The sequence below is a fragment of the Massilia jejuensis genome (assembly GCF_042656795.1).
Taxonomy (GTDB): domain Bacteria; phylum Pseudomonadota; class Gammaproteobacteria; order Burkholderiales; family Burkholderiaceae_D; genus Telluria; species Telluria jejuensis.
On sequence record NZ_JBHSMS010000080.1, the window covers coordinates 36,494 to 56,675 of the forward strand.

Annotated in this window: 22 protein-coding genes; 16 read left to right on the plus strand and 6 right to left on the minus strand. The window is 65.9% G+C overall.

The genetic code is table 11. The annotated features are described in order from the left end of the window. Nucleotides 1–12: 12 nt before the first annotated feature. The 3 genes from ACFPOU_RS22790 to ACFPOU_RS22800 all read right to left on the minus strand — a co-directional run bounded on the left by ACFPOU_RS22790 (nucleotide 13) and on the right by ACFPOU_RS22800 (nucleotide 2,289). Nucleotides 13–327, minus strand: a complete 315-nt coding sequence (locus ACFPOU_RS22790; RefSeq protein WP_379727057.1) for an ElaB/YgaM/YqjD family protein — start codon at nucleotides 325–327, stop codon at nucleotides 13–15. A 69-nt stretch (nucleotides 328–396) separates the two neighbouring features. Next, a complete protein-coding gene (ubiA, locus tag ACFPOU_RS22795; RefSeq protein ID WP_379727060.1) occupies nucleotides 397–1,251 on the minus strand; it encodes a 4-hydroxybenzoate octaprenyltransferase in 855 nt (284 codons plus the stop codon). A gap of 96 nt (nucleotides 1,252–1,347) precedes the next feature. Continuing rightward, nucleotides 1,348–2,289, minus strand: coding sequence for a hydrogen peroxide-inducible genes activator (locus ACFPOU_RS22800; protein ID WP_379727063.1), 942 nt, complete (start codon nucleotides 2,287–2,289; stop codon nucleotides 1,348–1,350). 170 nt (nucleotides 2,290–2,459) lie between these two features. Between ACFPOU_RS22800 and ACFPOU_RS22805 the strand changes: the two genes are divergently transcribed. From ACFPOU_RS22805 to ACFPOU_RS22825, 5 genes are all read left to right on the plus strand, one after another. Beyond that, nucleotides 2,460–3,650: a PilT/PilU family type 4a pilus ATPase gene (locus ACFPOU_RS22805; RefSeq protein WP_379727066.1), complete on the plus strand. Its 1,191-nt coding sequence runs from the start codon at nucleotides 2,460–2,462 to the stop codon at nucleotides 3,648–3,650. 20 nt (nucleotides 3,651–3,670) lie between these two features. Next, on the plus strand, nucleotides 3,671–4,147 hold the full coding sequence (gene rfaE2 / locus ACFPOU_RS22810; RefSeq protein ID WP_379727069.1) for a D-glycero-beta-D-manno-heptose 1-phosphate adenylyltransferase: 477 nt from the start codon (nucleotides 3,671–3,673) through the stop codon (nucleotides 4,145–4,147). A 37-nt stretch (nucleotides 4,148–4,184) separates the two neighbouring features. Beyond that, nucleotides 4,185–4,949: an alpha/beta hydrolase gene (locus tag ACFPOU_RS22815; protein WP_379727072.1), complete on the plus strand. Its 765-nt coding sequence runs from the start codon at nucleotides 4,185–4,187 to the stop codon at nucleotides 4,947–4,949. A 203-nt stretch (nucleotides 4,950–5,152) separates the two neighbouring features. Next, nucleotides 5,153–6,562 carry a DUF2236 domain-containing protein gene (locus ACFPOU_RS22820; protein ID WP_379727075.1) on the plus strand — a complete coding sequence of 470 codons (1,410 nt, stop codon included), beginning with the start codon at nucleotides 5,153–5,155 and terminating at the stop codon, nucleotides 6,560–6,562. A 172-nt stretch (nucleotides 6,563–6,734) separates the two neighbouring features. Continuing rightward, entirely contained in the window at nucleotides 6,735–9,131 is a 2,397-nt protein-coding gene (locus tag ACFPOU_RS22825) for a catalase (protein WP_379727078.1), read from the plus strand. Between the two features lie 78 nt (nucleotides 9,132–9,209). Here the strand turns inward: ACFPOU_RS22825 and trmL are convergent, their stop codons facing one another. Both trmL and ACFPOU_RS22835 read right to left on the minus strand, forming a co-directional pair. Further along, nucleotides 9,210–9,680 carry a tRNA (uridine(34)/cytosine(34)/5-carboxymethylaminomethyluridine(34)-2'-O)-methyltransferase TrmL gene (gene trmL, locus ACFPOU_RS22830; RefSeq protein ID WP_379727081.1) on the minus strand — a complete coding sequence of 157 codons (471 nt, stop codon included), beginning with the start codon at nucleotides 9,678–9,680 and terminating at the stop codon, nucleotides 9,210–9,212. Nucleotides 9,681–9,693: 13 nt separating this feature from the next. Beyond that, nucleotides 9,694–10,440: a ComF family protein gene (locus tag ACFPOU_RS22835; protein WP_379727083.1), complete on the minus strand. Its 747-nt coding sequence runs from the start codon at nucleotides 10,438–10,440 to the stop codon at nucleotides 9,694–9,696. Nucleotides 10,441–10,528: 88 nt separating this feature from the next. Between ACFPOU_RS22835 and ACFPOU_RS22840 the strand changes: the two genes are divergently transcribed. The 7 genes from ACFPOU_RS22840 to ACFPOU_RS22870 all read left to right on the plus strand — a co-directional run bounded on the left by ACFPOU_RS22840 (nucleotide 10,529) and on the right by ACFPOU_RS22870 (nucleotide 16,435). Beyond that, nucleotides 10,529–11,419 (plus strand): methyltransferase domain-containing protein, encoded by an 891-nt coding sequence (locus tag ACFPOU_RS22840; RefSeq protein WP_379727086.1) that lies wholly within the window; start codon nucleotides 10,529–10,531, stop codon nucleotides 11,417–11,419. 411 nt (nucleotides 11,420–11,830) lie between these two features. Further along, complete coding sequence (gene coxB, locus ACFPOU_RS22845; protein ID WP_379727089.1) at nucleotides 11,831–13,018, plus strand: cytochrome c oxidase subunit II; 1,188 nt, start codon at nucleotides 11,831–11,833, stop codon at nucleotides 13,016–13,018. A gap of 20 nt (nucleotides 13,019–13,038) precedes the next feature. Beyond that, nucleotides 13,039–14,652 carry a cytochrome c oxidase subunit I gene (gene ctaD, locus ACFPOU_RS22850; protein WP_379727092.1) on the plus strand — a complete coding sequence of 538 codons (1,614 nt, stop codon included), beginning with the start codon at nucleotides 13,039–13,041 and terminating at the stop codon, nucleotides 14,650–14,652. Further along, nucleotides 14,652–14,762, plus strand: a complete 111-nt coding sequence (locus tag ACFPOU_RS22855) for a cytochrome oxidase small assembly protein (RefSeq protein ID WP_379727095.1) — start codon at nucleotides 14,652–14,654, stop codon at nucleotides 14,760–14,762. The genes ctaD and ACFPOU_RS22855 overlap by 1 nt, the downstream gene beginning before the upstream one ends. Further along, a complete protein-coding gene (locus ACFPOU_RS22860) occupies nucleotides 14,759–15,313 on the plus strand; it encodes a cytochrome c oxidase assembly protein (protein ID WP_379727098.1) in 555 nt (184 codons plus the stop codon). The genes ACFPOU_RS22855 and ACFPOU_RS22860 overlap by 4 nt, the downstream gene beginning before the upstream one ends. Continuing rightward, on the plus strand, nucleotides 15,313–15,516 hold the full coding sequence (locus ACFPOU_RS22865) for a DUF2970 domain-containing protein (RefSeq protein WP_379727101.1): 204 nt from the start codon (nucleotides 15,313–15,315) through the stop codon (nucleotides 15,514–15,516). The genes ACFPOU_RS22860 and ACFPOU_RS22865 overlap by 1 nt, the downstream gene beginning before the upstream one ends. 61 nt (nucleotides 15,517–15,577) lie before the next feature. Beyond that, nucleotides 15,578–16,435 carry a cytochrome c oxidase subunit 3 gene (locus ACFPOU_RS22870; RefSeq protein ID WP_379727104.1) on the plus strand — a complete coding sequence of 286 codons (858 nt, stop codon included), beginning with the start codon at nucleotides 15,578–15,580 and terminating at the stop codon, nucleotides 16,433–16,435. A 69-nt stretch (nucleotides 16,436–16,504) separates the two neighbouring features. Here the strand turns inward: ACFPOU_RS22870 and ACFPOU_RS22875 are convergent, their stop codons facing one another. Next, the gene (locus tag ACFPOU_RS22875) at nucleotides 16,505–16,705 is read right to left on the minus strand and encodes a twin transmembrane helix small protein (RefSeq protein WP_379727107.1); all 201 of its coding nucleotides are present in this window, start codon (nucleotides 16,703–16,705) and stop codon (nucleotides 16,505–16,507) included. Between the two features lie 34 nt (nucleotides 16,706–16,739). Here ACFPOU_RS22875 and ACFPOU_RS22880 point away from each other — a divergent pair, with 34 nt between their 5' ends. Genes ACFPOU_RS22880 through cyoE form a run of 4 tightly spaced genes read left to right on the plus strand, consistent with a single transcriptional unit; the run spans nucleotide 16,740 to nucleotide 20,175 of the window. Then, nucleotides 16,740–17,519 carry an SURF1 family protein gene (locus ACFPOU_RS22880; RefSeq protein ID WP_379727110.1) on the plus strand — a complete coding sequence of 260 codons (780 nt, stop codon included), beginning with the start codon at nucleotides 16,740–16,742 and terminating at the stop codon, nucleotides 17,517–17,519. After that, nucleotides 17,512–18,117 carry an SCO family protein gene (locus ACFPOU_RS22885; protein WP_379727113.1) on the plus strand — a complete coding sequence of 202 codons (606 nt, stop codon included), beginning with the start codon at nucleotides 17,512–17,514 and terminating at the stop codon, nucleotides 18,115–18,117. Before ACFPOU_RS22880 ends, ACFPOU_RS22885 begins: the two co-directional genes overlap by 8 nt. Nucleotides 18,118–18,130: 13 nt before the next feature. After that, the gene (locus ACFPOU_RS22890) at nucleotides 18,131–19,288 is read left to right on the plus strand and encodes a COX15/CtaA family protein (RefSeq protein WP_379727168.1); all 1,158 of its coding nucleotides are present in this window, start codon (nucleotides 18,131–18,133) and stop codon (nucleotides 19,286–19,288) included. After that, a complete protein-coding gene (gene cyoE, locus ACFPOU_RS22895; protein ID WP_379727116.1) occupies nucleotides 19,285–20,175 on the plus strand; it encodes a heme o synthase in 891 nt (296 codons plus the stop codon). Before ACFPOU_RS22890 ends, cyoE begins: the two co-directional genes overlap by 4 nt. The last annotated feature ends 7 nt before the right edge of the window (nucleotides 20,176–20,182 follow it).

Here is a 20,182-nt window from a genome sequence, read left to right on the forward strand (position 1 = left end):
AAGGGCGCGCCTTCAACGACGATTGATCAGCATGCCCAGCACGAGGCCGACCGCCGCGCCGATGCCGACCGCTTTCCACGGGTTTTCCTTGACATAGACATCCGTGGCCTTGGCGGCGGCTTTCGACTTTTCGACGACTTCCAGGTTGGCCAGGCCTTCCTTGGCGCCGGCGATGGCGCCTTCGAACTTGGCTTTCGCGTTCTTGAGCTCTTCGCCGGTCAGCGAACTGCCGTGGCGCAGCCAGGCTTCAGCATCCTGGATGACGGTTTTCAGGTCGGCCATCAGCTGATCGCGGGCGCCGGTCTGGGTCGGGATTTTTTCCATCATGGGGTGGTCCTCTTCATGTGAATGGGTCGCGGCCAGGCAGCCGCAACGGGCCGTGCAATTCGGACAATATTATCCTAATGCATAGTCTAACGCGACACCAAGAAATAGTGCCGCACCCAACCAATTGTTGTGCCGGAAGGCCGCAAAACAGCGCATCCGGTCGCGGTCCCGGATCAAGGTGTAGTGATAGAGCGCAATCGCGGCCGCGACGGCGACGCCGCCGACGAACCACCAGCGCAGGCCCAGCAGCCAGCCGCAGACCAGGTCGATGGCCAGTGCCAGCCCGTAGCACAGCATCACGGCGGCCACGTCGAAGCGCCCGAAGGTGATGGCCGAGGTGCGCATGCCGATTTTCAGGTCGTCGTCGCGGTCGACCATCGCATACTCGGTGTCGTAAGCGACGGCCCAGAACACGTTCGCCACCAGCAGCCACCAGGCCACCGCGGGCACCGCATTCTGGATGGCGGCGAATGCCATTGGGATGCCGAAGCCGAAGGCGATGCCGAGATAGGCCTGGGGAATGGCGAAAAAGCGCTTGAAATAGGGATAGGTGCCGGCCACGATCACGGCCAGCACCGAGAGCTGCTTGGTGAGCGTATTGAGCGGCAGGATCAGGAGAAACGACACGACGGCCAGCACGAGCGCGACCATGACCGCTTCCCAGCCCTTGATGCGCCCGGAGGTGAGCGGCCGCTCGGCCGTGCGCTTGACGTGCCTGTCGAACTCGCGGTCGGCGTAATCGTTGATCGCGCAGCCGGCCGAGCGCATCAGGGCGGTGCCGAGCACGAAGATGACGACGATGGCCGGATCGGGCTTGCCGCCCGATGCCATCCAGAGCGCCCACAGGGTCGGCCAGAGCAGGAGAAGGATGCCGATCGGCTTGTCGGCGCGGACCAGCCGCAAGTAGAGCGCCAGCTTGTTCATGATTCGCTTCTTGTCACGCAAGAATTATTGTGTACAAGACAGCGATTTTACTTGGTTTGCGCTTCGTTAACGCATGCTGGCGTCCACCCCGCGGCATCAGGCAGCCTTGTCGAGCGTGAGCATGTCGACCCCGGGCAGATCGCACTGCGCCACCGCATTGCAGACCGCCTCGATGGCCGCGCGCCGCGTGAAACTCTTGCGCCAGGCGATGACCACGCGGCGCGAGGGCGCCGGATTCGAGAAAGGGACGAAGGAGAGCATCCCGTTGGGATCGTTCATGTCGCGCACCGAAGCGCGCGGCAACACGGTCAGGCCGATACCGCTGGCGACCATGTGACGGATCGTTTCCAGCGACGAGCCCTCGAAGGTGCGCTGCATGCCGTTGCCGGGCGACGAGAAGCGCGCCATCTCCGGACACACTTCCAGCACCTGGTCGCGGAAGCAGTGGCCGCTGCCCAGCAGCAGCATGGTTTCGGCTTTCAGGTCGTCGGCGGGTATTTCGCGGCGCTGGGCCCAGGGATGGGTGCGCGGAGTGGCCACGACAAAGGGTTCGTCGTACAGGGTCTGCATCAGCATGCCGTGGTCCGGCAGCGGCAGCGCCATGATGGCGGCATCGAGCTCGCCCTGGCGCAACAGTTCCAGCAGCTTGACCGTGAAATTTTCCTGTAGCACAAGCGGCATTTGCGGGACATGGTCGATCAGGTTCTTGACCAGCGGCGGCAGCAGGTAGGGGCCGATCGTGTAGATCACGCCCAGGCGCAGCGGGCCGGCCAGCGGATCCTTGTTCTGCTTGGCCGTTTCCTTGATCGCGGCCGTCTGCTCGAGCACGCGTTCGGCCTGCGCCACGATCTGGGCGCCGACCGGCGTCACCGACACCTCCGAGCCGCCGCGTTCGAACAAGGTCACGCCGAGCTCGTCTTCGAGCTTCTTGATGGCGACCGAGAGAGTGGGTTGGGCGACGAAACACGATTCGGCGGCATGCCCGAAATGTTTGGCACGCGCGACGGCGACAATGTATTTCAGCTCGGTGAGTGTCATGGATGATGGTCAGTTCCAATTGCAGAGTTGCAATAATAATCCTGCCATGCCCGGCGTGGTTTGCCGAGAAAAAGTATTTTAACGAGAATCTTAGTCGATATAATGCCCGGCGGGTGAGATCGACTGTGAATCCATGCCCGGCAACCGTAGCGACACTCAGAAAGGCACCCATGTCTTCCACGTTTGGCCCGGTCGAAGCCCTGGCCTATATCCAGAAGCTGCTGACGGTAATGCACCAGCAGGGCGGCTCCGATCTCTTCATTTCCGCCGACTTTCCGCCCAGCATGAAGCACCAGGGCGCGATGAAACCGATGAGCCAGCAGCGCCTGACCGGCGAGGTGACGCGGGCGCTGGCCCTGTCGCTGATGAACGAGCGCCAGCGCGCCGAGTTCGAAGCGCAGATGGAGTGCAATTTCGCGATCTCGCTGCCCAATGTCTGCCGCTTCCGCGTCAACGTCTTCGTGCAGCAGCAGAGCGTGAGCATGGTCGTGCGCACGATTGCCTCGGAAATCCCGAATTTCGACAAGCTCGCACTGCCCGAAGTGCTGAAAGAGGTGGTGATGACCAAGCGCGGCCTGGTGCTGGTCGTCGGCGGCACCGGTTCGGGCAAGTCGACCACGCTGGCGGCGATGATCGATTACCGCAACAGCAACTCGGCCGGCCATATCATCACCGTCGAAGACCCGGTCGAATACGTCCACAAGAACAAGAATTGCCTGGTGACGCACCGCGAAGTGGGCGTCGACACCCATTCCTGGCACAACGCCCTGAAAAACACGCTGCGCCAGGCGCCGGACGTGATCCTGATCGGCGAGATCCGCGATACCGAAACGATGGAGCACGCGATCGCCTTCGCCGAAACCGGCCACCTCTGCCTGGGCACCCTGCACGCGAACAACGCGAACCAGACGATGGACCGCATCATCAATTTCTTCCCGGAAGAGCGCAGGAACCAGCTGCTGATGGACCTGTCGGCCAATCTGCGCGCCATCGTCTCGCAGCGCCTGGTGCGCACCGAAGACGGCAAGGGCCGCAAGGCCGCCATCGAGATCCTGTTGAACACGCCGACCATCGGCGAGATGATCCTTAAAGGAAATTTCCACAGCATTAAGGAAATCATGCACAAGTCGCGTGAACTGGGCATGTGCACCTTCGACCAGGCGCTCTACGAGCTCTACAACAAGGGCCATATCGGCTACGACGAAGCGATCCGCAACGCCGACTCGGCCAACGGCCTGCGCCTGCAGATCAAGCTGTCGGGCGAACGGCGCGAGGCGGACGACGCGGGCGCCGGCAAGGCGTCGCCGCTGTCGATGATGCTCGAAGAAGAAGAAGAGCAAGACCCCGCCAATCCACAATGACGCAGCAACAGCCGAACCCCATGCCGAATTTCGAATCCAAAATTTGCACGCGCGCCCAGCTCAAGGCACGCGTCGCCGCCCTCCCGAAACCGGTCGTGCTGACCAACGGCGTGTTCGACATCCTGCACCGCGGCCACGTGACTTACCTGGCGCAGGCGCGCGCACTGGGCGCGTCGCTGGTCGTGGCCGCCAATACCGACGCTTCCGTCAAACGCCTGGGCAAGGGCGAGGACCGCCCGCTCAATACCCTGGCCGACCGCATGGCCGTGCTGGCCGCGCTCGAATCGGTCAGCCTGGTCGTCGAATTCGACGAAGACACGGCGCTCGAAACGGTGCTCGAGGCGCGGCCCGAGATCTACGCGAAGGGCGGCGACTACCAGATGAACGCGATTCCCGAAGGGCAGGCGGTGCTGGCCTACGGCGGCCAGGCGGTCGCCATCGATTTCGAGCACGACCGCTCGACGACCAAGCTGCTGACCAAGGTGCGGGCCGGCTGAGGCGGCCGATCATGCGCTGATCGTCCCTGGCGGCCGCATGCAAAAGACACTCGGCACGCTGTTCCTGCTCGGCATCGCTGCCTACAGCGCGGCGTGCCTGGCCCTGTTTCTCCTGCAGCGCTCGCTGATTTATTTCCCGCCCGCCCAGGCCCTGGTCCGGGCCCCGCAGGTGTCGACCATGACCGTCCCCGGCGCGGTCGTGACCATTTCGGAACGCCCCCGGCCTGGCACCAAGGCCCTCATCTATTTGGGCGGCAACGCCGAAGACGTGTCCATGAGCCTGCCGCAGCTGGACGACGCCTTTCCCGATCACGCGCTCTACCTGCTGCACTACCGCGGCTATACCGGCAGCACCGGCAAGCCGAGCGAGCAAGCGCTGGTGGCCGACGCCTTGCGGCTGTTCGACCGCGTGGCCGCGGCGCATGCCGAGGTCGTGCTGGTGGGCCGCAGCCTGGGCAGCAGCATCGCGCTGCAGGTGGCCAGCCGGCGTCCGGTGCACAAGCTGGTGCTGGTCACTCCCTTCGACAGCCTGGCCGGGCTCGCGGCCCGCCAGTTTCCGTTCTTCCCCGTGCGCTGGCTGCTGCGCGACCGCTACGAAGCGGCGCCCCATGCGCCGCGGGTCAGGGCGCCGACCCTGGTCCTCGCCGCCGGACAGGACGAGATCGTTCCGGCGCGCAGCACGGCGCGGCTGGTGGCGCGCTTCGCCCCCGGCGTGGCAAGGCACGAGGTGATCGAAGGAAGCGGGCATAACACGATTTCCGACAGCGCCGCCTATGCCGCGGCCCTGCGCTGGGCCCGCTGATCCCTATCGGACAGCCTGAACAGTTGTAGCCCATCCACGTTATTGCTGAAGGGGCTATTTCCTAATTGCATGAACTGTTAGACTCTTGGCGCACGCCCGCGCTTCGCCGGCGGCGCGCCGGGCGGTCCGCATGGCCGGCCGCACGGTCCGGCGCCACCACGACCGGTCCTGAGGCCATGACCCCCACGCACCCTACGTACCCCATGCACCCCATTCACCCCACGCACCCGAGCGCGCCGCCCGCCGACCCGCGCCTGCGCGCCGATCCCCTGGCCGACGACATCGTCCATCGCATCCTCTGCGGTCCGGACACCGGTACGCCGTCCTTGTCGCGCTGGGACGCGATCGCCGTCGTCGAGCGCGCGCTGGCCGCCTGGGACAGCAATGGCGCGCTCGATGGATGGCGCGCCGATGCCGGCACGCCGGCGCCGATCGCCGCCGCGCTGGAAGACTATATAAAACAGGCGCGCCGGCTGCCGGCCTGGCTCGATGCCGGCAAGGTCGCCCGCGCCGAAGCGGTGTTCGCCTGTCTCGGCACGGTATCGTTCACGCTGCTGGCCTGCGCCGCCGTGCCGGAAGCCGACATGGCGGCCGGTGCCGTCGAGCCGCATCCCGACGACCGGGTGCGTGCGGCGGCGGCCCTGATGCTGGCGGCGATGCTGCCCGGCGGCCTGCTCGATCCGGCCGGCAGCGGCGTGGCGCAAGTGCTCGCGCTGCGCCTGAGGAACGCCCTGGTCCGCCACCTGGTCGTGCGCGGCCACCCGGGCGAGGCGCTGACCTACGGCGCGGCCATTCCGGCCCTGCTGCCCGAGGGCGCGGACCCGCACCGCACGCTGTTCGCGCGCGGCTGGGACGTGCGCGTCGACGGCCTGCCGCGCAACCAGGAAGCGCTGGCTTATACGCTGCTCGGCTTTCACTACGTGATGCTGCGCAGCCTGCGCCGCCTCGGCCTGGGCCTGCGCCGACAGGACGAGGACGCCTGGCTGCACGCCTGGAACGTGGCGGGCCACCTGCTCGGCATCGAGGAAGACTTGCTCGCCCCGCGCATGCGCGAGGCCGCCACCTTGTTCGAGCGCCTGCAACGGCACGCGCGTGCCGTCGCCGACGCCCGCTACGCCGTGCCCGGGCGCAAGGGCGGCGCACCGGCCTGGGGAAAAGCGCCCGACCCGCGCCCGGCGCTGGCCGCCGGCCTGGTGCGCGCGCTGAGGGAGGGCATCCGGCGCCGCGCCCTGCAAGCCTTGCCGCTGCTGCTGGCGCGCCGCCTGTGCGCCCGCGCGACGGCGCGCGCGCTCGGCCTGGACGCGCAAGCGCCGCTGCTGGCACGCGCGCTGTTCTCCCTCGGGCTGGGCGCGGCGCGCGCCGCCGACAGCGCCACCGGCCTGTTCGACCCGGGGGTGTCGATCCTGCGCCTGGCTGCGCGCATCCTCGGTTACCGGATCGCACTGCGCTTCCTGACGGACCCGGCGCTGCCTGAATCCCTGCTGCGCCAGGTCGACGCCGCGCTCGGCGCCTGGGAAACCAATCCGGCGGCGCCCGGCTGGGTGAATGCCATCGAAGCGCGCTTGCGGCCACGGCGCCCCAGGATCGGCCCCGGCCAGGCCGCCGCGTGCTGAGCCTACTGTCCTCGCGCGGATGGACCGGCCCGTTAGCAGGACGCTATCGTTCGGATAGATAATTTTGAAGGAATGCTAGCGTGTTTCTGTTAGTTGCCTAACGTAGCGTCGTCCTGCCATCGGTTATGGTCGTTGTCGCAGACAAGACACCTGATCAACTAGCGAGGACAGAATGACCGCAAGCAAGAACAAACCTGGTGCAACCGATGGCGCCGGCTCCGTATTGAGTACCGTGGCCGGACCTTCCACCGGCAAGCCGCCTTCCAGCCTGGGCAGCAATGAACCGGTTCCCGCGCGCCTGCTGGAAAAGACCAGCGCCGAGAAGCAGCTGGCCGCCGCCGCGCCGTTCAACCCGAACAAGCCGGGCGAATACGGCGACGCGTCGCGCACGCCGTCCGAGGGCGACCACCATCAGCCGTCGACACCTGCGGCGACCGGCAGCACCAGCACGGAAATCATCGGCTCGGACAAAGTCGGCAGCGGCCAGCCGGCGGTCGGCCAGAATCCGACCGTGGCGCCGCTCGACCGGGTGCGCGTCGATGCCGGCGACCGCGTGCTCACCACCAACCAGGGCGTGCCGGTTGCGGACAACCAGCATTCGCTGAAGATCGGCCTGCGCGGGCCGACCGCGATGGAAGACTTCATCCTGCGCGAAAAGATCACCCACTTCGACCACGAGCGCATTCCCGAGCGCGTGGTGCATGCGCGCGGTTCGGCCGCGCACGGCTTCTTCGAATCGTATGGCGACTTCAGCGAACTGACCCGCGCGGTGCCGTTCGCCGCCAAGGACAAGCGCACGCCGGTCTTCGTGCGTTTCTCGACCGTCGCCGGCGAGCGCGGCTCGACCGACACGGCGCGCGACGTGCGCGGCTTCGCCGTCAAGTTCTACACCGAACAGGGCAACTGGGACCTGGTGGGCAATAACATCCCGGTCTTCTTCATCCAGGATGCGATGAAATTCCCGGACCTGGTGCATGCCGCCAAGCCCGAGCCGCACCACGCGATGCCGCAGGCCGCCACCGCCCACGACACCTTCTGGGACTTCGCTTCGCTCTCGCCCGAAATCGCCCACATGCTGATGTGGACGATGTCGGACCGCGCCATTCCGCGCAGCTACCGCACGATGCAGGGCTTTGGCGTGCACACTTTCCGCCTGATCAATGCCGCCGGCGAGTCGCGCTTCGTGAAATTCCACTGGACGCCGCTGCAGGGTACGCACTCGCTGGTGTGGGACGAGGCGGTGCGCATCTCGGGCGCCGACCCCGACTTCCACCGGCGCGACCTGTGGGAAGCGATCGAAGCGGGCAATTTCCCGGAATGGGAGCTGGGCTTGCAGGTCTTCACCGAAGAGCAGGCCGCTTCCTTCCCCTTCGACATCCTGGATGCGACCAAGCTGGTTCCCGAAGAGCTGGTTCCGCTGACCCCGGTGGGCCGCCTGGTGCTCAACCGCAATCCAGACAATTTCTTCGCCGAAACCGAGCAAGTGGCCTTCTGCACCGCGCACATCGTGCCGGGCATCGATTTTTCCAACGATCCGCTGCTGCAAGGCCGTAACCACTCCTACCTCGATACCCAGATCAGCCGCCTGGGCGGCGCGAACTTCCACGAAATCCCGATCAACTCGCCGGTCGTCCAGATCCAGAACAACCAGCGCGACGGCATGCACCGCCAGGCCATCAACCGCGGCCGCGTGAACTATGAACCGAATTCGCTGGGCGGCGGCTGCCCGTTCCAGGCTGGAAAGGCGGGCTTCACCAGCTTCCCGGAAGCCTTCGCGACCGAAGACAAGGTGCGCGGCAATCCGGAACTGTTCGCCGAGCACTATGGGCAGGCGCGCCTGTTCTTCCAGAGCCAGAGCGCGGCCGAGCAGGCCCACATCGCCAACGCCTTCCGCTTCGAGCTGACCCGGGTCCAGACCCCGGCCGTGCGCGAGCGCGTGCTGGCGCTGCTGGCCAATGTCGACGCCGGGCTGGTGGCGAAAGTGGCCGAAGGCCTGGGCATGGACGTGCCGGCGCCGCTGCCGCTGGCGCGCCCGGAAATCCCGGCCTACGCGCCGTCGCCGTCGCTGTCGCTGCTCAGCCGTCCGGGCGAGACCGGCATCCGTACCCGCCGCGTGGCGATCCTGGTGGCCGCCGGTGTCGACGGCAATGCCGTGCGCACCATGTATGCGGACTTGCTGAAGGACGGCGCCGTGCCGCGCCTGGTCGGCTCCATGCTGGGCAAGGTCAAGACGGGCGCCGGCGACCCGCTGGACGTCGAGATTTCGCTCGAAGCCGGGCCGTCGGTCATGTATGACGCGGTGATCGTGCCGGACGGCGAGCAATCGTCCGACCTGCTGGCGAGGAATGCCCATGCGATCGACTTCCTGCGCGAGCAGTACCGCCATTGCAAGCCGATCCTGGTCCTGGGCGGCGGCGCCGGCTTGCTGGCCAAGGCGATGATTCCGGCGACGCTGCCGGACGGGTCGGACGATCCGGCGCTGCTGATCGACGCCGGCCTGGAAGCGTTCAAGGAAGCGCTGGCCGGCCACCGCTCGTTCGCGCGCGAGACCGACCCGCCAACGGTGTAAGGAACGACAGGCGCGGCTGCGGCCGTGCCTGTCAGGGCGCGGCGCGCGCCCTGCCGCCCGACCATTCCGGGCGGCGCCTCACGCCCCGCCTGCGTAGCCGTTCTGGCGCCAGGCCTCGTACACCACCACCGCCACCGTATTCGACAGGTTCAGGCTGCGGTTATCCGGCATCATCGGCAGGCGAATCCGCTGCGCCGCCGGAAAACCGTCGCGAAAGGCCGGCGCCAGCCCGCGCGACTCGGGTCCGAAGACGAAAACATCGCCCGGCTGGAACGCGGCATTCGCAAACGGTGCCGAGCCGTGCGTCGTGAGGGCGAACATGCGCGCCGGATCGGCTTGCGTGTCCGCCAGAAAAGCATCCCAGTGCTTGTGCACCTTCATCGTCGCATAGTCGTGGTAATCGAGACCGGCGCGGCGCATCTTGGCGTCGTCGAGGGGAAAGCCGAGCGGCTCGATCAGGTGCAGTTGCACGCCGGTGTTGGCGCACAGGCGGATGACATTGCCGGTATTCGGTGGGATTTCCGGTTCGACTAAAACAACATGAAACATTCCAGCTTCCTCATCAGTATGGTGGCGTGCGCGCGAACACCAGGTTCGATACGCGCGCCGCGCCGGCTGCCTTCAGGGTGGCGGCCAGCTCGTTCAAGGTGTGTCCGCTCGTCATGACGTCATCGACGACGCCGACGTGGCGGCCGTGCAGCAAATGGACCATCTCCGGCGCCACCTCGAAGGCGCCGCGGATATTGCGGGCACGTTCGCGCGGCGCCACGCCCGACTGCGCGGCCGTCTCGACGGCGCGTTGCGCCAGGCGCGGCTGCAGGACGGCGCCGATGGCGAGCGCCAGCGGCCGGGCGATCTCGAGCGCCTGGTTGAAGCCGCGCTCGGCGAGCCTGCGCGGCCCCAGCGGGACCGGGCACAGCAGCTCGGGCAGCGGCCAGCCCGGCTGCATCAGCACGGCATCGCGCATGCGCTGCGCGAACCAGGGCGCCAGCGGCAGGCGGGCGCCGAATTTCAGGCCAAGCACGAGGGCGTCGAGCGGCGCGGCGTATTCGGCCGCGACGATTGTCGCATCGAAGGCCGGCGCCGCGGCCAGGCAGGCGCCGCAGGCTTGTCCGGGCAGCTCGGCGGCGCCGAGCGGATTGGCGCAGCGGGGGCAGCGCGGCCCGCCGGGCCCGGCATGGTCCCGCGTGCAGGGCGCGCACACGGGTTCGGGCGCCGCTTCGCCGCACAGCGCGCAGGAGCAGGGCAGGACGGCGCGTGCCAGGGCGCGCGGCCAGTGTTGCGCAACCGCTCCCAGGTGCTCAAGCATGGGCCCGACTCCCACAAAGATGTACACTGCCGCCATTATCTCATTCGAACGCAACAGAAACATGGCTTCTCCCTCGTCTCCGTCGAAAATGAGCGCACCGATTGACGCCGGCCGCGTGCGCGCGCTGTTCAAGGAACCGCGGCGCGTGGCCGCGGCCGATTTCCTGCGCCGCGAGATCGCCGGGCGCATGCACGAGCGGCTGAGTCTGGTCAAGATCGGGCCCCGGCGCGTGCTCGACGCCGGCTGCGGCGCCGGGCCCGATCTGGGCACGCTGCAAACGACCTATCCGGCGGCCCAGGTCATCGGCATCGACGCGTCGAGCGCCATGCTGGCCGCGGCCGGCACGCCGGCGCCGGCCCTGCGTTCGCTGAACCGGATGCTCAGCCGCTTGATGCCGGCCAAGGCCGGCATCGATCTGCTGTGCGGCGACTTCGGTACCCTGCCATTCGGCCCGAACTCGATCGACCTGGTGTGGTCGAACCTGGCGCTGCACTGGCATCCCCAGCCGGACCGCGTGTTCGCCGAATGGCGCCGCGTGCTGCGCGTCGACGGCTTGCTGATGTTCTCGAATTTCGGTCCCGATACCTTCAAGGAGCTGCGCACGGCCTTTGCCGCGCTCGACGAAACGCCGCATACCCTGCCGTTCGTGGACATGCACGATTTCGGCGACCAGCTCGTCGAGGCCGGGTTTTCGACGCCGGTGATGGATGCCGAGCGCATCACGGTCACCTACGGCACGGTCGCGGCGCTGCTGGCGGACGTGCGCGCGCTCGGCGGCAACCCGCTGGCCACGCGCCGGCGCGGGCTGGTCGGACGCGCGGCCTGGCAGCGCATGCTCGACGCCCTGGAAGCGATGCGCGGGGCCGACGGCAGGATCGGGCTGAGCTTCGAGGTGATCTACGGCCACGCCTTCCGGCCAGTGCCCAGGACGACCGTGGCAGGGGAGTCGATCGTGCGCTTCCAGCCGCGCAGGCCATAGGCGGCCGCGCCGGCGCCGGTGGCACGGCGGCGCCGGAATGGCAAGGCCGGGAAGGCAACGCTCGATGCCACGGCGCACGAAATAACATGGCCATTGCAAGGATTTTCCTTGAATAAAAATTGGCGATTTGAGTATAATCAATGACTATTTTTTCGCCCAGCGCCCGGTAAACGTTGAAAAACAGGGTGAAATGGTGAAAGAATTGGAAAATTGAAAAGCAGCACCAGCAAGTTTCGCGCCCTTCAGTGTGTTTGCAGTTGCTGGGGAACGCGTCATGGTTTTAACCGGTTGCGCGTCCCCGCGCCGCGCCGTCGGAAGCCGCTTGCAACTGGTTTCGGAGCGGCGGCGGTTCGTTCATGGAATTGCTGACCGTTTAAAAATATTCTTATTTTGGGTGGTTGGGGACAATTCATGACATATGCAAAGCGACTTCACGCCATGGTGCTCGGTCTCGCGGTATGGACCAGTATCCCGGCACTGGCTGCGCCGGAAATCACGGGGCGGCCGGTGGAATACCAGTTGAACATGCAAACTCCGGTGACTGGGATCGGCGCTGACATCTACAGCTTGCACAACTGGATGATGATCGTGTGCCTGATCATCTTCATCGGCGTCTTCGGCGTCATGTTCTACTCGGTGTTCAAGCACCGCAAGTCCCTCGGCCACAAGCCGGCCACCTTCCACGAATCGACCGCCGTCGAAATCGCCTGGACCATCGTTCCCTTCCTGATCGTCATCGGCATGGCCCTGCCTGCCACCAAGACCGTGGTGGCGCTGAAGGACACCTCGAACGCCGACCTCACCATCAAGGCCACGGGCATGCAGTGGAAATGGGGCTACGACTACCTCAAGGGCGAAGGCGAGGGCATCAGCTTCCTGTCGAACCTGTCGACCCCGCGCAGCCAGATCGGCGAGCCGGGCGTGGCGCCGACCGAGGCGCGCACCGAAAACTACCTGCTCGAAGTCGACAACGAAATGGTCGTGCCGGTCGGCAAGAAGGTCCGCATGGTCCTGACCGCCAACGACGTGATCCACGCCTGGACCATTCCGGCGTTCGCCATCAAGCAGGATGCGATTCCCGGTTTCGTGCGCGACGGCTGGTTCAAGGCCGACAAGATCGGCGTCTACCGCGGCAACTGCGTCGAGCTGTGCGGCAAGGACCACGCCTTCATGCCGATCGTGGTGCGCGTCGTCTCGAGCGAGGATTACACTGCCTGGGTCAATACCAAGAAAAAGGAAATGGCCGCGCTGGCCGACGATCCGGCCAAGGTCTGGACCATCGACGAACTGAAGACCAAGGGCGAAGCCGTCTACGCCGCCAACTGCGTGGCCTGCCACCAGGCCAACGGCAAGGGCGTGCCGAACGCCTTCGCGCCGCTCGACGGCTCGGCCCTCGTGAACGGTCCGAAAGCGGCGCAGATCGACGTGCTGCTCAACGGCCAGGACACGCCGGCCTATCCGGGTGCCATGCCGCCATGGAAGCAGCTGTCGGACTCGGACATTGCGGCGGTGATCACCTATACCCGCAATACCTGGTCGAACAAGGCTGCGGAAAACATCGTACAACCGGCCGAAATTCTGGCTGCACGTAGCAAGTAACAGGATTCCAGGATACTGACATGACTACCAGCTCTCTCGACCACGCCCACGACGACCATCACGGTCACGCCCATGACCACGACCACGCGCACGACATGCCGACCGGCGCCCGCCGCTGGCTGTTCGCGACCAACCACAAGGACATCGGTACCCTGTACCTGTGGTTCTCGTTCATCATGCTGCTGTCGGGCGGCGTGCTGGCACTGATGATCCGCACCGAGCTGTTCCAGCCCGGCCTGCAGTTCTTCCGCCCCGAATTCTTCAACCAGCTGACCACGATGCACGGCCTGGTGATGGTGTTCGGCGCGATCATGCCGGCCTTCGTCGGCTTCGCCAACTGGATGATCCCGCTGCAGGTGGGGGCGTCGGACATGGCGTTCGCGCGCATGAACAACTTCTCGTTCTGGCTGCTGCCGCCCGCGGCCCTGCTGCTGGCCGGTTCCTTCTTCGCGCCGGGCGGCGCGACCGCCGCCGGCTGGACCCTGTACGCGCCGCTGTCGACCCAGATGGGTCCGGGCATGGACATGGCGATCTTCGCGATGCACATCATGGGCGCCTCGTCGATCATGGGTTCGATCAACATCATCGTCACCATCCTCAACATGCGCGCGCCCGGCATGACCCTGATGAAGATGCCGATGTTCTGCTGGACCTGGCTGATCACCGCCTTCCTGCTGATCGCCGTGATGCCGGTCCTGGCCGGCGCCATCACCATGACCCTGACCGACCGCCACTTCGGCACTTCGTTCTTCAACGCCGCCGGCGGCGGCGACCCGGTCATGTACCAGCACATCTTCTGGTTCTTCGGCCACCCCGAGGTCTACATCATGATCCTGCCGGCCTTCGGCATCGTCTCGCAGATCCTGCCGGCATTCGCGCGCAAGCCCCTGTTCGGCTACGCCTCGATGGTCTACGCGACCGCCTCGATCGCCGTGCTCTCGTTCATCGTCTGGGCGCACCACATGTTTACCACCGGCATGCCGGTGACCTCGCAGCTGTTCTTCATGTACGCCACCATGCTGATCGCGGTGCCGACCGGCGTGAAGGTGTTCAACTGGGTCGCCACGATGTGGAAGGGCTCGATGACCTTCGAGACGCCGATGCTGTTCTCGGTCGGCTTCATCTTCGTGTTCACCATGGGCGGCTTCACCGGCCTGATCCTGGCCGTGACCCCGATCGACATCCAGGTCCACGACACCTATTACGTGGTGGCCCACTTCCACTACGTGCTCGTGGCCGGCTCGCTGTTCGCGCTGTTCGCCGGCTTCTACTACTGGGCGCCGAAATGGACCGGCCACATGTATCCGGAAGGCCGCGGCAAGGCCCACTTCTGGCTGTCGCTGATCACCTTCAACATCACCTTCTTCCCGATGCACTTCCTGGGGCTGGCAGGGATGCCGCGCCGCTATGCCGACTATGCCGTCCAGTTCACCGACTTCAACATGCTGGTCTCGGTGGGCGCCTTCGGTTTCGGCCTGTCGCAGGTGTACTTCCTGTTCGCGGTGGTGCTGCCGACGATCAAGGGCGGCCCGAAAGCCGAGGCCAAGCCATGGGAAGGCGCGGAAGGGCTGGAGTGGACCGTGCCGAGCCCGGCGCCATTCCACACCTTCGAGAATCCGCCGCTGGTGAAGTAATGAACGCGCCGAAGAAGCCGGGCAATGTGAAAACGGCCCTGATCCTGTGCGTGATCGCCGCGTTCTTCTTCGCGGCGGTCATCATCAAGCGCACCTGGTTCATGTCGTGAGCTACAGCCCGAAAGAGCGCCTGCGCCTGAACCGCTCCACCTTCGGCAAGCTGGTGGTGGTGGCGGTGGCGATGTTCGGCTTCGGCTACGCGCTGGTGCCGGTCTACCGCCAGATGTGCGAGGTGCTCGGCATCAACGTGCTGACCCAGCAGGACGGCACGGTCGAGCGGCCCGAGAATACCCAGGTCGACAAGTCGCGCCTGATCACGGTGGAGCTGGACGGCAATGCGCAGGGGCCGTGGCGTTTCCGCCCGACCACGCGCAGCATCCAGGTGCACCCGGGGGAGCTGGCGACCGTCGTCTACGAGGTCGTCAACACCCAGGCGCGCGCGGTCAAGGCGCAGGCGATCCCGAGTTATGCGCCGCAGTCGGCGACGCCGCATTTCAAGAAGGTCGAGTGCTTCTGCTTCCGCGAGCAGCTCATGAAACCGAACGAGGCGCGCCAGATGCCGGTGGTATTCTTCATCGACCCGAAGTTGCCGAAGGAAGTGAAGAACATCACGCTGTCGTATACCTTCTTCGAGATCTCGGGCGCGGTGGCGGCGAACTGATGGAACCGCCGCGCCGCAAGGCTTCCTTCCTGGCGTCGATGAAGGCGGTGTTCTGGTCCTTCTTCGGAGTACGCAAGCGGCGCGACTACGAGGACGACGCGGTCAACCTGAACCCGGTCCAGGTGATCGTGGCGGCGCTGCTGGGTGTGGCGATATTGATCGGCGTGCTGTTGTTTTTGGTGAAAATGGCGGTTTCGCAATAGAAGTTTTGCATGTCAACTCAACGCAATTCAACGCAATAGAATAACGATCCAGGAGATGAAGATGAGTGTGTCAAAGACCGCGCCGCATTATTTCGTGCCGGGCCCTTCCATGTGGCCAATGGCCGGCGGCATCTCGATGCTGGTGACGATGCTCGGTGCATCCGGCTGGGTCAACAGCGCCTCCTGGGGGCCTGCCGTCTGCATCGCCGGCATCGTGGCGATGCTGGCCGTGCTGTATTTCTGGTTCGGCGACGCCATCAAGGAGTCGGAATCGGGCCAGTACAGCCGCAACATCGATGCATCCTTCCGCTGGTCGATGAGCTGGTTTATCTTCTCCGAAGTCATGTTCTTCGCCGCCTTCTTCGGCGCGCTGTTCTACGCCAGGGCGATCTCGATGCCCTGGCTGGCCGACCTCGACCACAAGGTCTTGTGGCCCGACTTCGCCGGCCAGTGGGGCAACACCGGTCCCGCCGGCGTGGTCGACGCGTTCAACACCATGGGCCCGTTCCCGATCCCGACCATCAACACCGCGCTGCTGCTGCTGTCGGGCGTGACGCTGACGATCTCGCACCACGCGCTGCGCGCCGGCCACCGCCGCAACACGGCGTTCTGGCTGTTCGCCACCATCCTGCTGGGCGCGATCTTCATGGGCTTCCAGGTCTATGAATACATGCACGCCTACCAGGAGCTGAACCTGAAGCTGACCTCGGGCATCTACGGCTCGACCTTCTTCATGCTGACCGGTTTCCACGGCTTCCACGTGACGCTGGGCGCGATCATGCTGTCGGTGATCCTGTACCGCGTGCTGCGCGGGCATTTCACGGCCGATCAGCACTTCGGTTTCGAAGGCGCGGCCTGGTACTGGCACTTCGTCGACGTGGTCTGGCTGGGCCTGTACGTCGTGGTCTACTGGCTTTGATTCGACGGCAGGCAGGGACTGCGAGGGACAGCCTGCCGGCTGTCCCTTGTCGTATCTGGGGTGGCGCGGTCAGCGGATGCCGGTGGGCTGGATCCAGCCCATCTTGTACGAGGCCAGCAGGATCAGGAACAGCGTGATCGACAGGCCGACGCGCATCGCCAGCGCCTGCACCGTGCGGTTGCTGCGGCCCTTGTCCCTCATGAGGAAGAACAGCGCCGAGCCGAGGCTGGCGATGATCAGGATGAAGGCGATGGCGACAAAGATTTTCATGTTCTGGCCGGCAATGAAGTAAAGGTGAATTGTAATGGCGTTCCGGTTCAGGGTCATACCGTTCGTGGCGACGGTGGTGCTGGTGGTGCTCGGGATTGCGCTGGGTAACTGGCAGACGCGCAGGGCGCAGGAGAAGGATGCGCTTGTTATGAAGCTGGCGCAACGGTCGGCGGCGCCGCCGCTGGTGTTCGGGAATGGCGGCGGTGTGCAGGGGGACGCGGGCGTGGGCAACGGTGCCGTGCGCGGTCCGGCCGAGCCGACGCCGCGCGCCGAAGAGCTCGACTATCGCAGGGTGCGCCTGACCGGGGAGTGGGTGTCCTCGTGGCCGCTGTTCCTGGAAAACCGGCCGTTGAACGGGCGCTCCGGGTTCATCCTGGCGATGCCGTTTAAAATAACCGCTTCGGGCCGGCACGTGCTGGTGCTGCGCGGGTGGCTGCCGCGCGCTGCGCGCGCGTACGGGCAATTGCCGCAGTTCGCGACCCCGAGCGGCACGGTGACGATCGAGGGCGTGGCCACGCCCGGCGCGGGCCGGGTCATGCAGCTCGGCACACCGGGCCCATTGCAACCCGGGGCGCTCGTGCAAAACCTGACCACGGCCGAGGTGGCCAGGGCCAGCGGCCTGGCCTTCTACCCCTTTTTCGTGCAGCAGGCCGGCGCCGGGCAGGGCGAGGGACTGGTGCGCGAGTGGCCGGCCGCGGGCACGGGCGTGGACAAGCACCGCGGCTACGCGTTCCAGTGGTATGCATTGGCGGCCATGGCGGCCGTATTTTTCGTGATGACGGGATTTCGAAGTGGAAGAAAACAAGGTGCCTGAACAAACGCCGACGTCGAACAAGGCCCGCTGGAGCGGACGCCTGAAACTGCTGGTGCTGCTGCTGGTCTGCGCGGCGCCGATCATCGCCTCGTATGTGACCTATTACATCATCAAGCCCGCAGGGCGCACCAACTACGGCGCCCTCATCGACCAGCGCGCCCACCCGATGCCGGCCCTGAGCAGCACCACGCTCGACGGCCGGCCGGAGACGCTGGAGCGATATGCCGGCAAGTGGATCATGGTGAAGGTCGGCGGCGGCGCCTGCGCCGAGGCTTGCCTCAAGCAGCTGTTCGCGATGCGCCAGCTGCGCACCATGCAGGGCAAGAACATGGACCGCATCGAGCGCGTCTGGCTGATCACCGACGACGCGCCGGTCGACACCATGCTGATCCGCCAGTACGACGACATGCATATGCTGCGCGTGCCGCCCGGGCAGTTGTCGCGCTGGCTGCCGGTGGAAAGCGGCACCGGGCCCGACGACCATATCTTCCTGATCGACCCGCGCAGCAACCTGATGATGCGCTTCCCGAAAGACCCGGACCCGCGCCGCGTGCACAAGGACCTCGCCAAGCTGCTGCGCGCCTCGGCGATCGGGTGAGCGGACCATGAACATGAACGCGTCGACCCTGTTCCAGCTTGGCCTGATGGGCCTGTTCGTCGCCGCCATTCCGCTGACCATGGTCTGGCTGTCGAGCGACGCCAACAAGTACCGCAAGCTGGTCTGGGTGATGGCTTTCCTCACCTTCGACCTGATCGTGTTCGGCGCCTTTACCCGCCTCACCGATTCGGGCCTGGGCTGCCCCGACTGGCCGGGCTGCTATGGCGCGGCCAATCCCTTCATCGCGCACGAACAGATCGCCGCGGCCGAGGCCGCGATGCCGACCGGTCCGGTCACCCGGGTCAAGGCCTGGATCGAGATGATCCACCGCTACCTGGCCATGGGCATCGGCGTCCTGATCATGGCCCTGATGTTCCAGTCGATCCGCCAGTGGAAGAAAACGCGGCGCGCAGCCTTCGCGCCGGCGCTGCCGGTGGCGCTGTTCCTGTTCGTCTGCGTGCAGGGCGCCTTCGGCGCCTGGACCGTGACATTGAAACTGCAGCCGCTGATCGTCACCCTCCACCTGCTGCTGGGCATGGGCCTGCTGGCCATGCTGGCCTGGCTGGGCGGGCAAGAGGATTACCTGTCGACGCCGCCGGCGCCGCTGCGCGACCGGCGCGACCTGCCAGGCTTGCGTGCGCTGCGCACCCTGGCCCTGTTCGCCGCCGCCGTGCTGGCGGTCCAGATCGCGCTCGGCGGGTGGGTCAGCACCAACTACGCGACCATGGCCTGCGATGAATTCCCGCTCTGCGACGGCAACCTGTTGCCGGAGATGGATTTCGAGCATGGCTTCACCCTGTGGCGCGAACTGGGCAAGACGGCGGCCGGCCACTACCTGCAATTCCCGGCGCTGGTCGCCATCCACTGGGTGCACCGCAATTTCGCGATCGTCGTCACGCTGGTGCTGGGGCTGGCCGCCTGGCGCGCCAGCCGCCAGCCGGCACTGCGCCGCACCGGCTGCCTGATCGCGCTGGTATTGCTGGCGCAGCTGTTCACGGGCATCGCCACCGTGTTTTTCGACTTCCCGCTGGCCATTGCCGTGTTGCATAACGCCGGGGCGGCTCTCCTCGTCCTCCTGGTGACCATGTTAAACTACAAGGTCAAGCACCTGCTTCACGTGTCGCAGCGCACGCCCGCGAATGCCCACGCTCCTGCGAACTCGTACCGATGACCACCCAGACCGCCCTCCGACCGACCAGCCGCATTTCGCAGTACTGGACGCTGACCAAGCCCCGGGTCACCCAGCTTGCCGTCTTTTGCGCCATCATCGGCATGTTCCTGGCCACCGACGGCTTCCCCGGCTGGCGCGTGCTGATCGCAGGCACGGCCGGCATCTGGCTGCTGGCCGGGGCCGCCTTCGCCGTCAACTGCCTGATCGAAGCCGAAATCGACTCGCGCATGGCGCGCACCGCCCGCCGCGCCACCGCGCGCGGCCAACTGACGCGCAACCAGACGCTCGTGTTCTCGGCCGTCATCGGCGGCCTGGGCATGTGGACCCTGTACACCTTCGTCAACGCCCTGACGATGTGGCTCACTTTCGTCACCTTCGTGGGCTACGCCGTCGTCTACACGATTTACCTGAAACCGGCCACGCCGCAGAACATCGTCATCGGCGGCCTGTCCGGCGCCATGCCGCCGGCGCTGGGCTGGGCCGCGGTCGCCAATGAAGTGCCGATGCAGGCCTGGCTGCTGGTACTGATCATCTTCGTCTGGACGCCGCCGCATTTCTGGGCGCTGGCCATGTACCGGCGCGACGACTACGCGCGCTCGGGCCTGCCGATGCTGCCCATTACCCACGGCATGGCCTATACCGGCCAGCAGGTGTGGCTGTATTCGCTGGCGCTGTTCGCGACCACCTTGCTGCCGTTCGCGGTGCAAATGAGCGGCCTGATCTACCTGACGGCGGCCGTCATCCTGAACGTGCTGTTCCTGCGCCACGCCTGGCGCGTGCACAAGCACTACAGCGACCAGGCCGCACGCAAGGCCTTTGCCTATTCGATCCTGTACCTGTCGCTGCTGTTCACGGCGCTGCTGGTCGACCATTATTTTCGGTTTTAATTCGCGG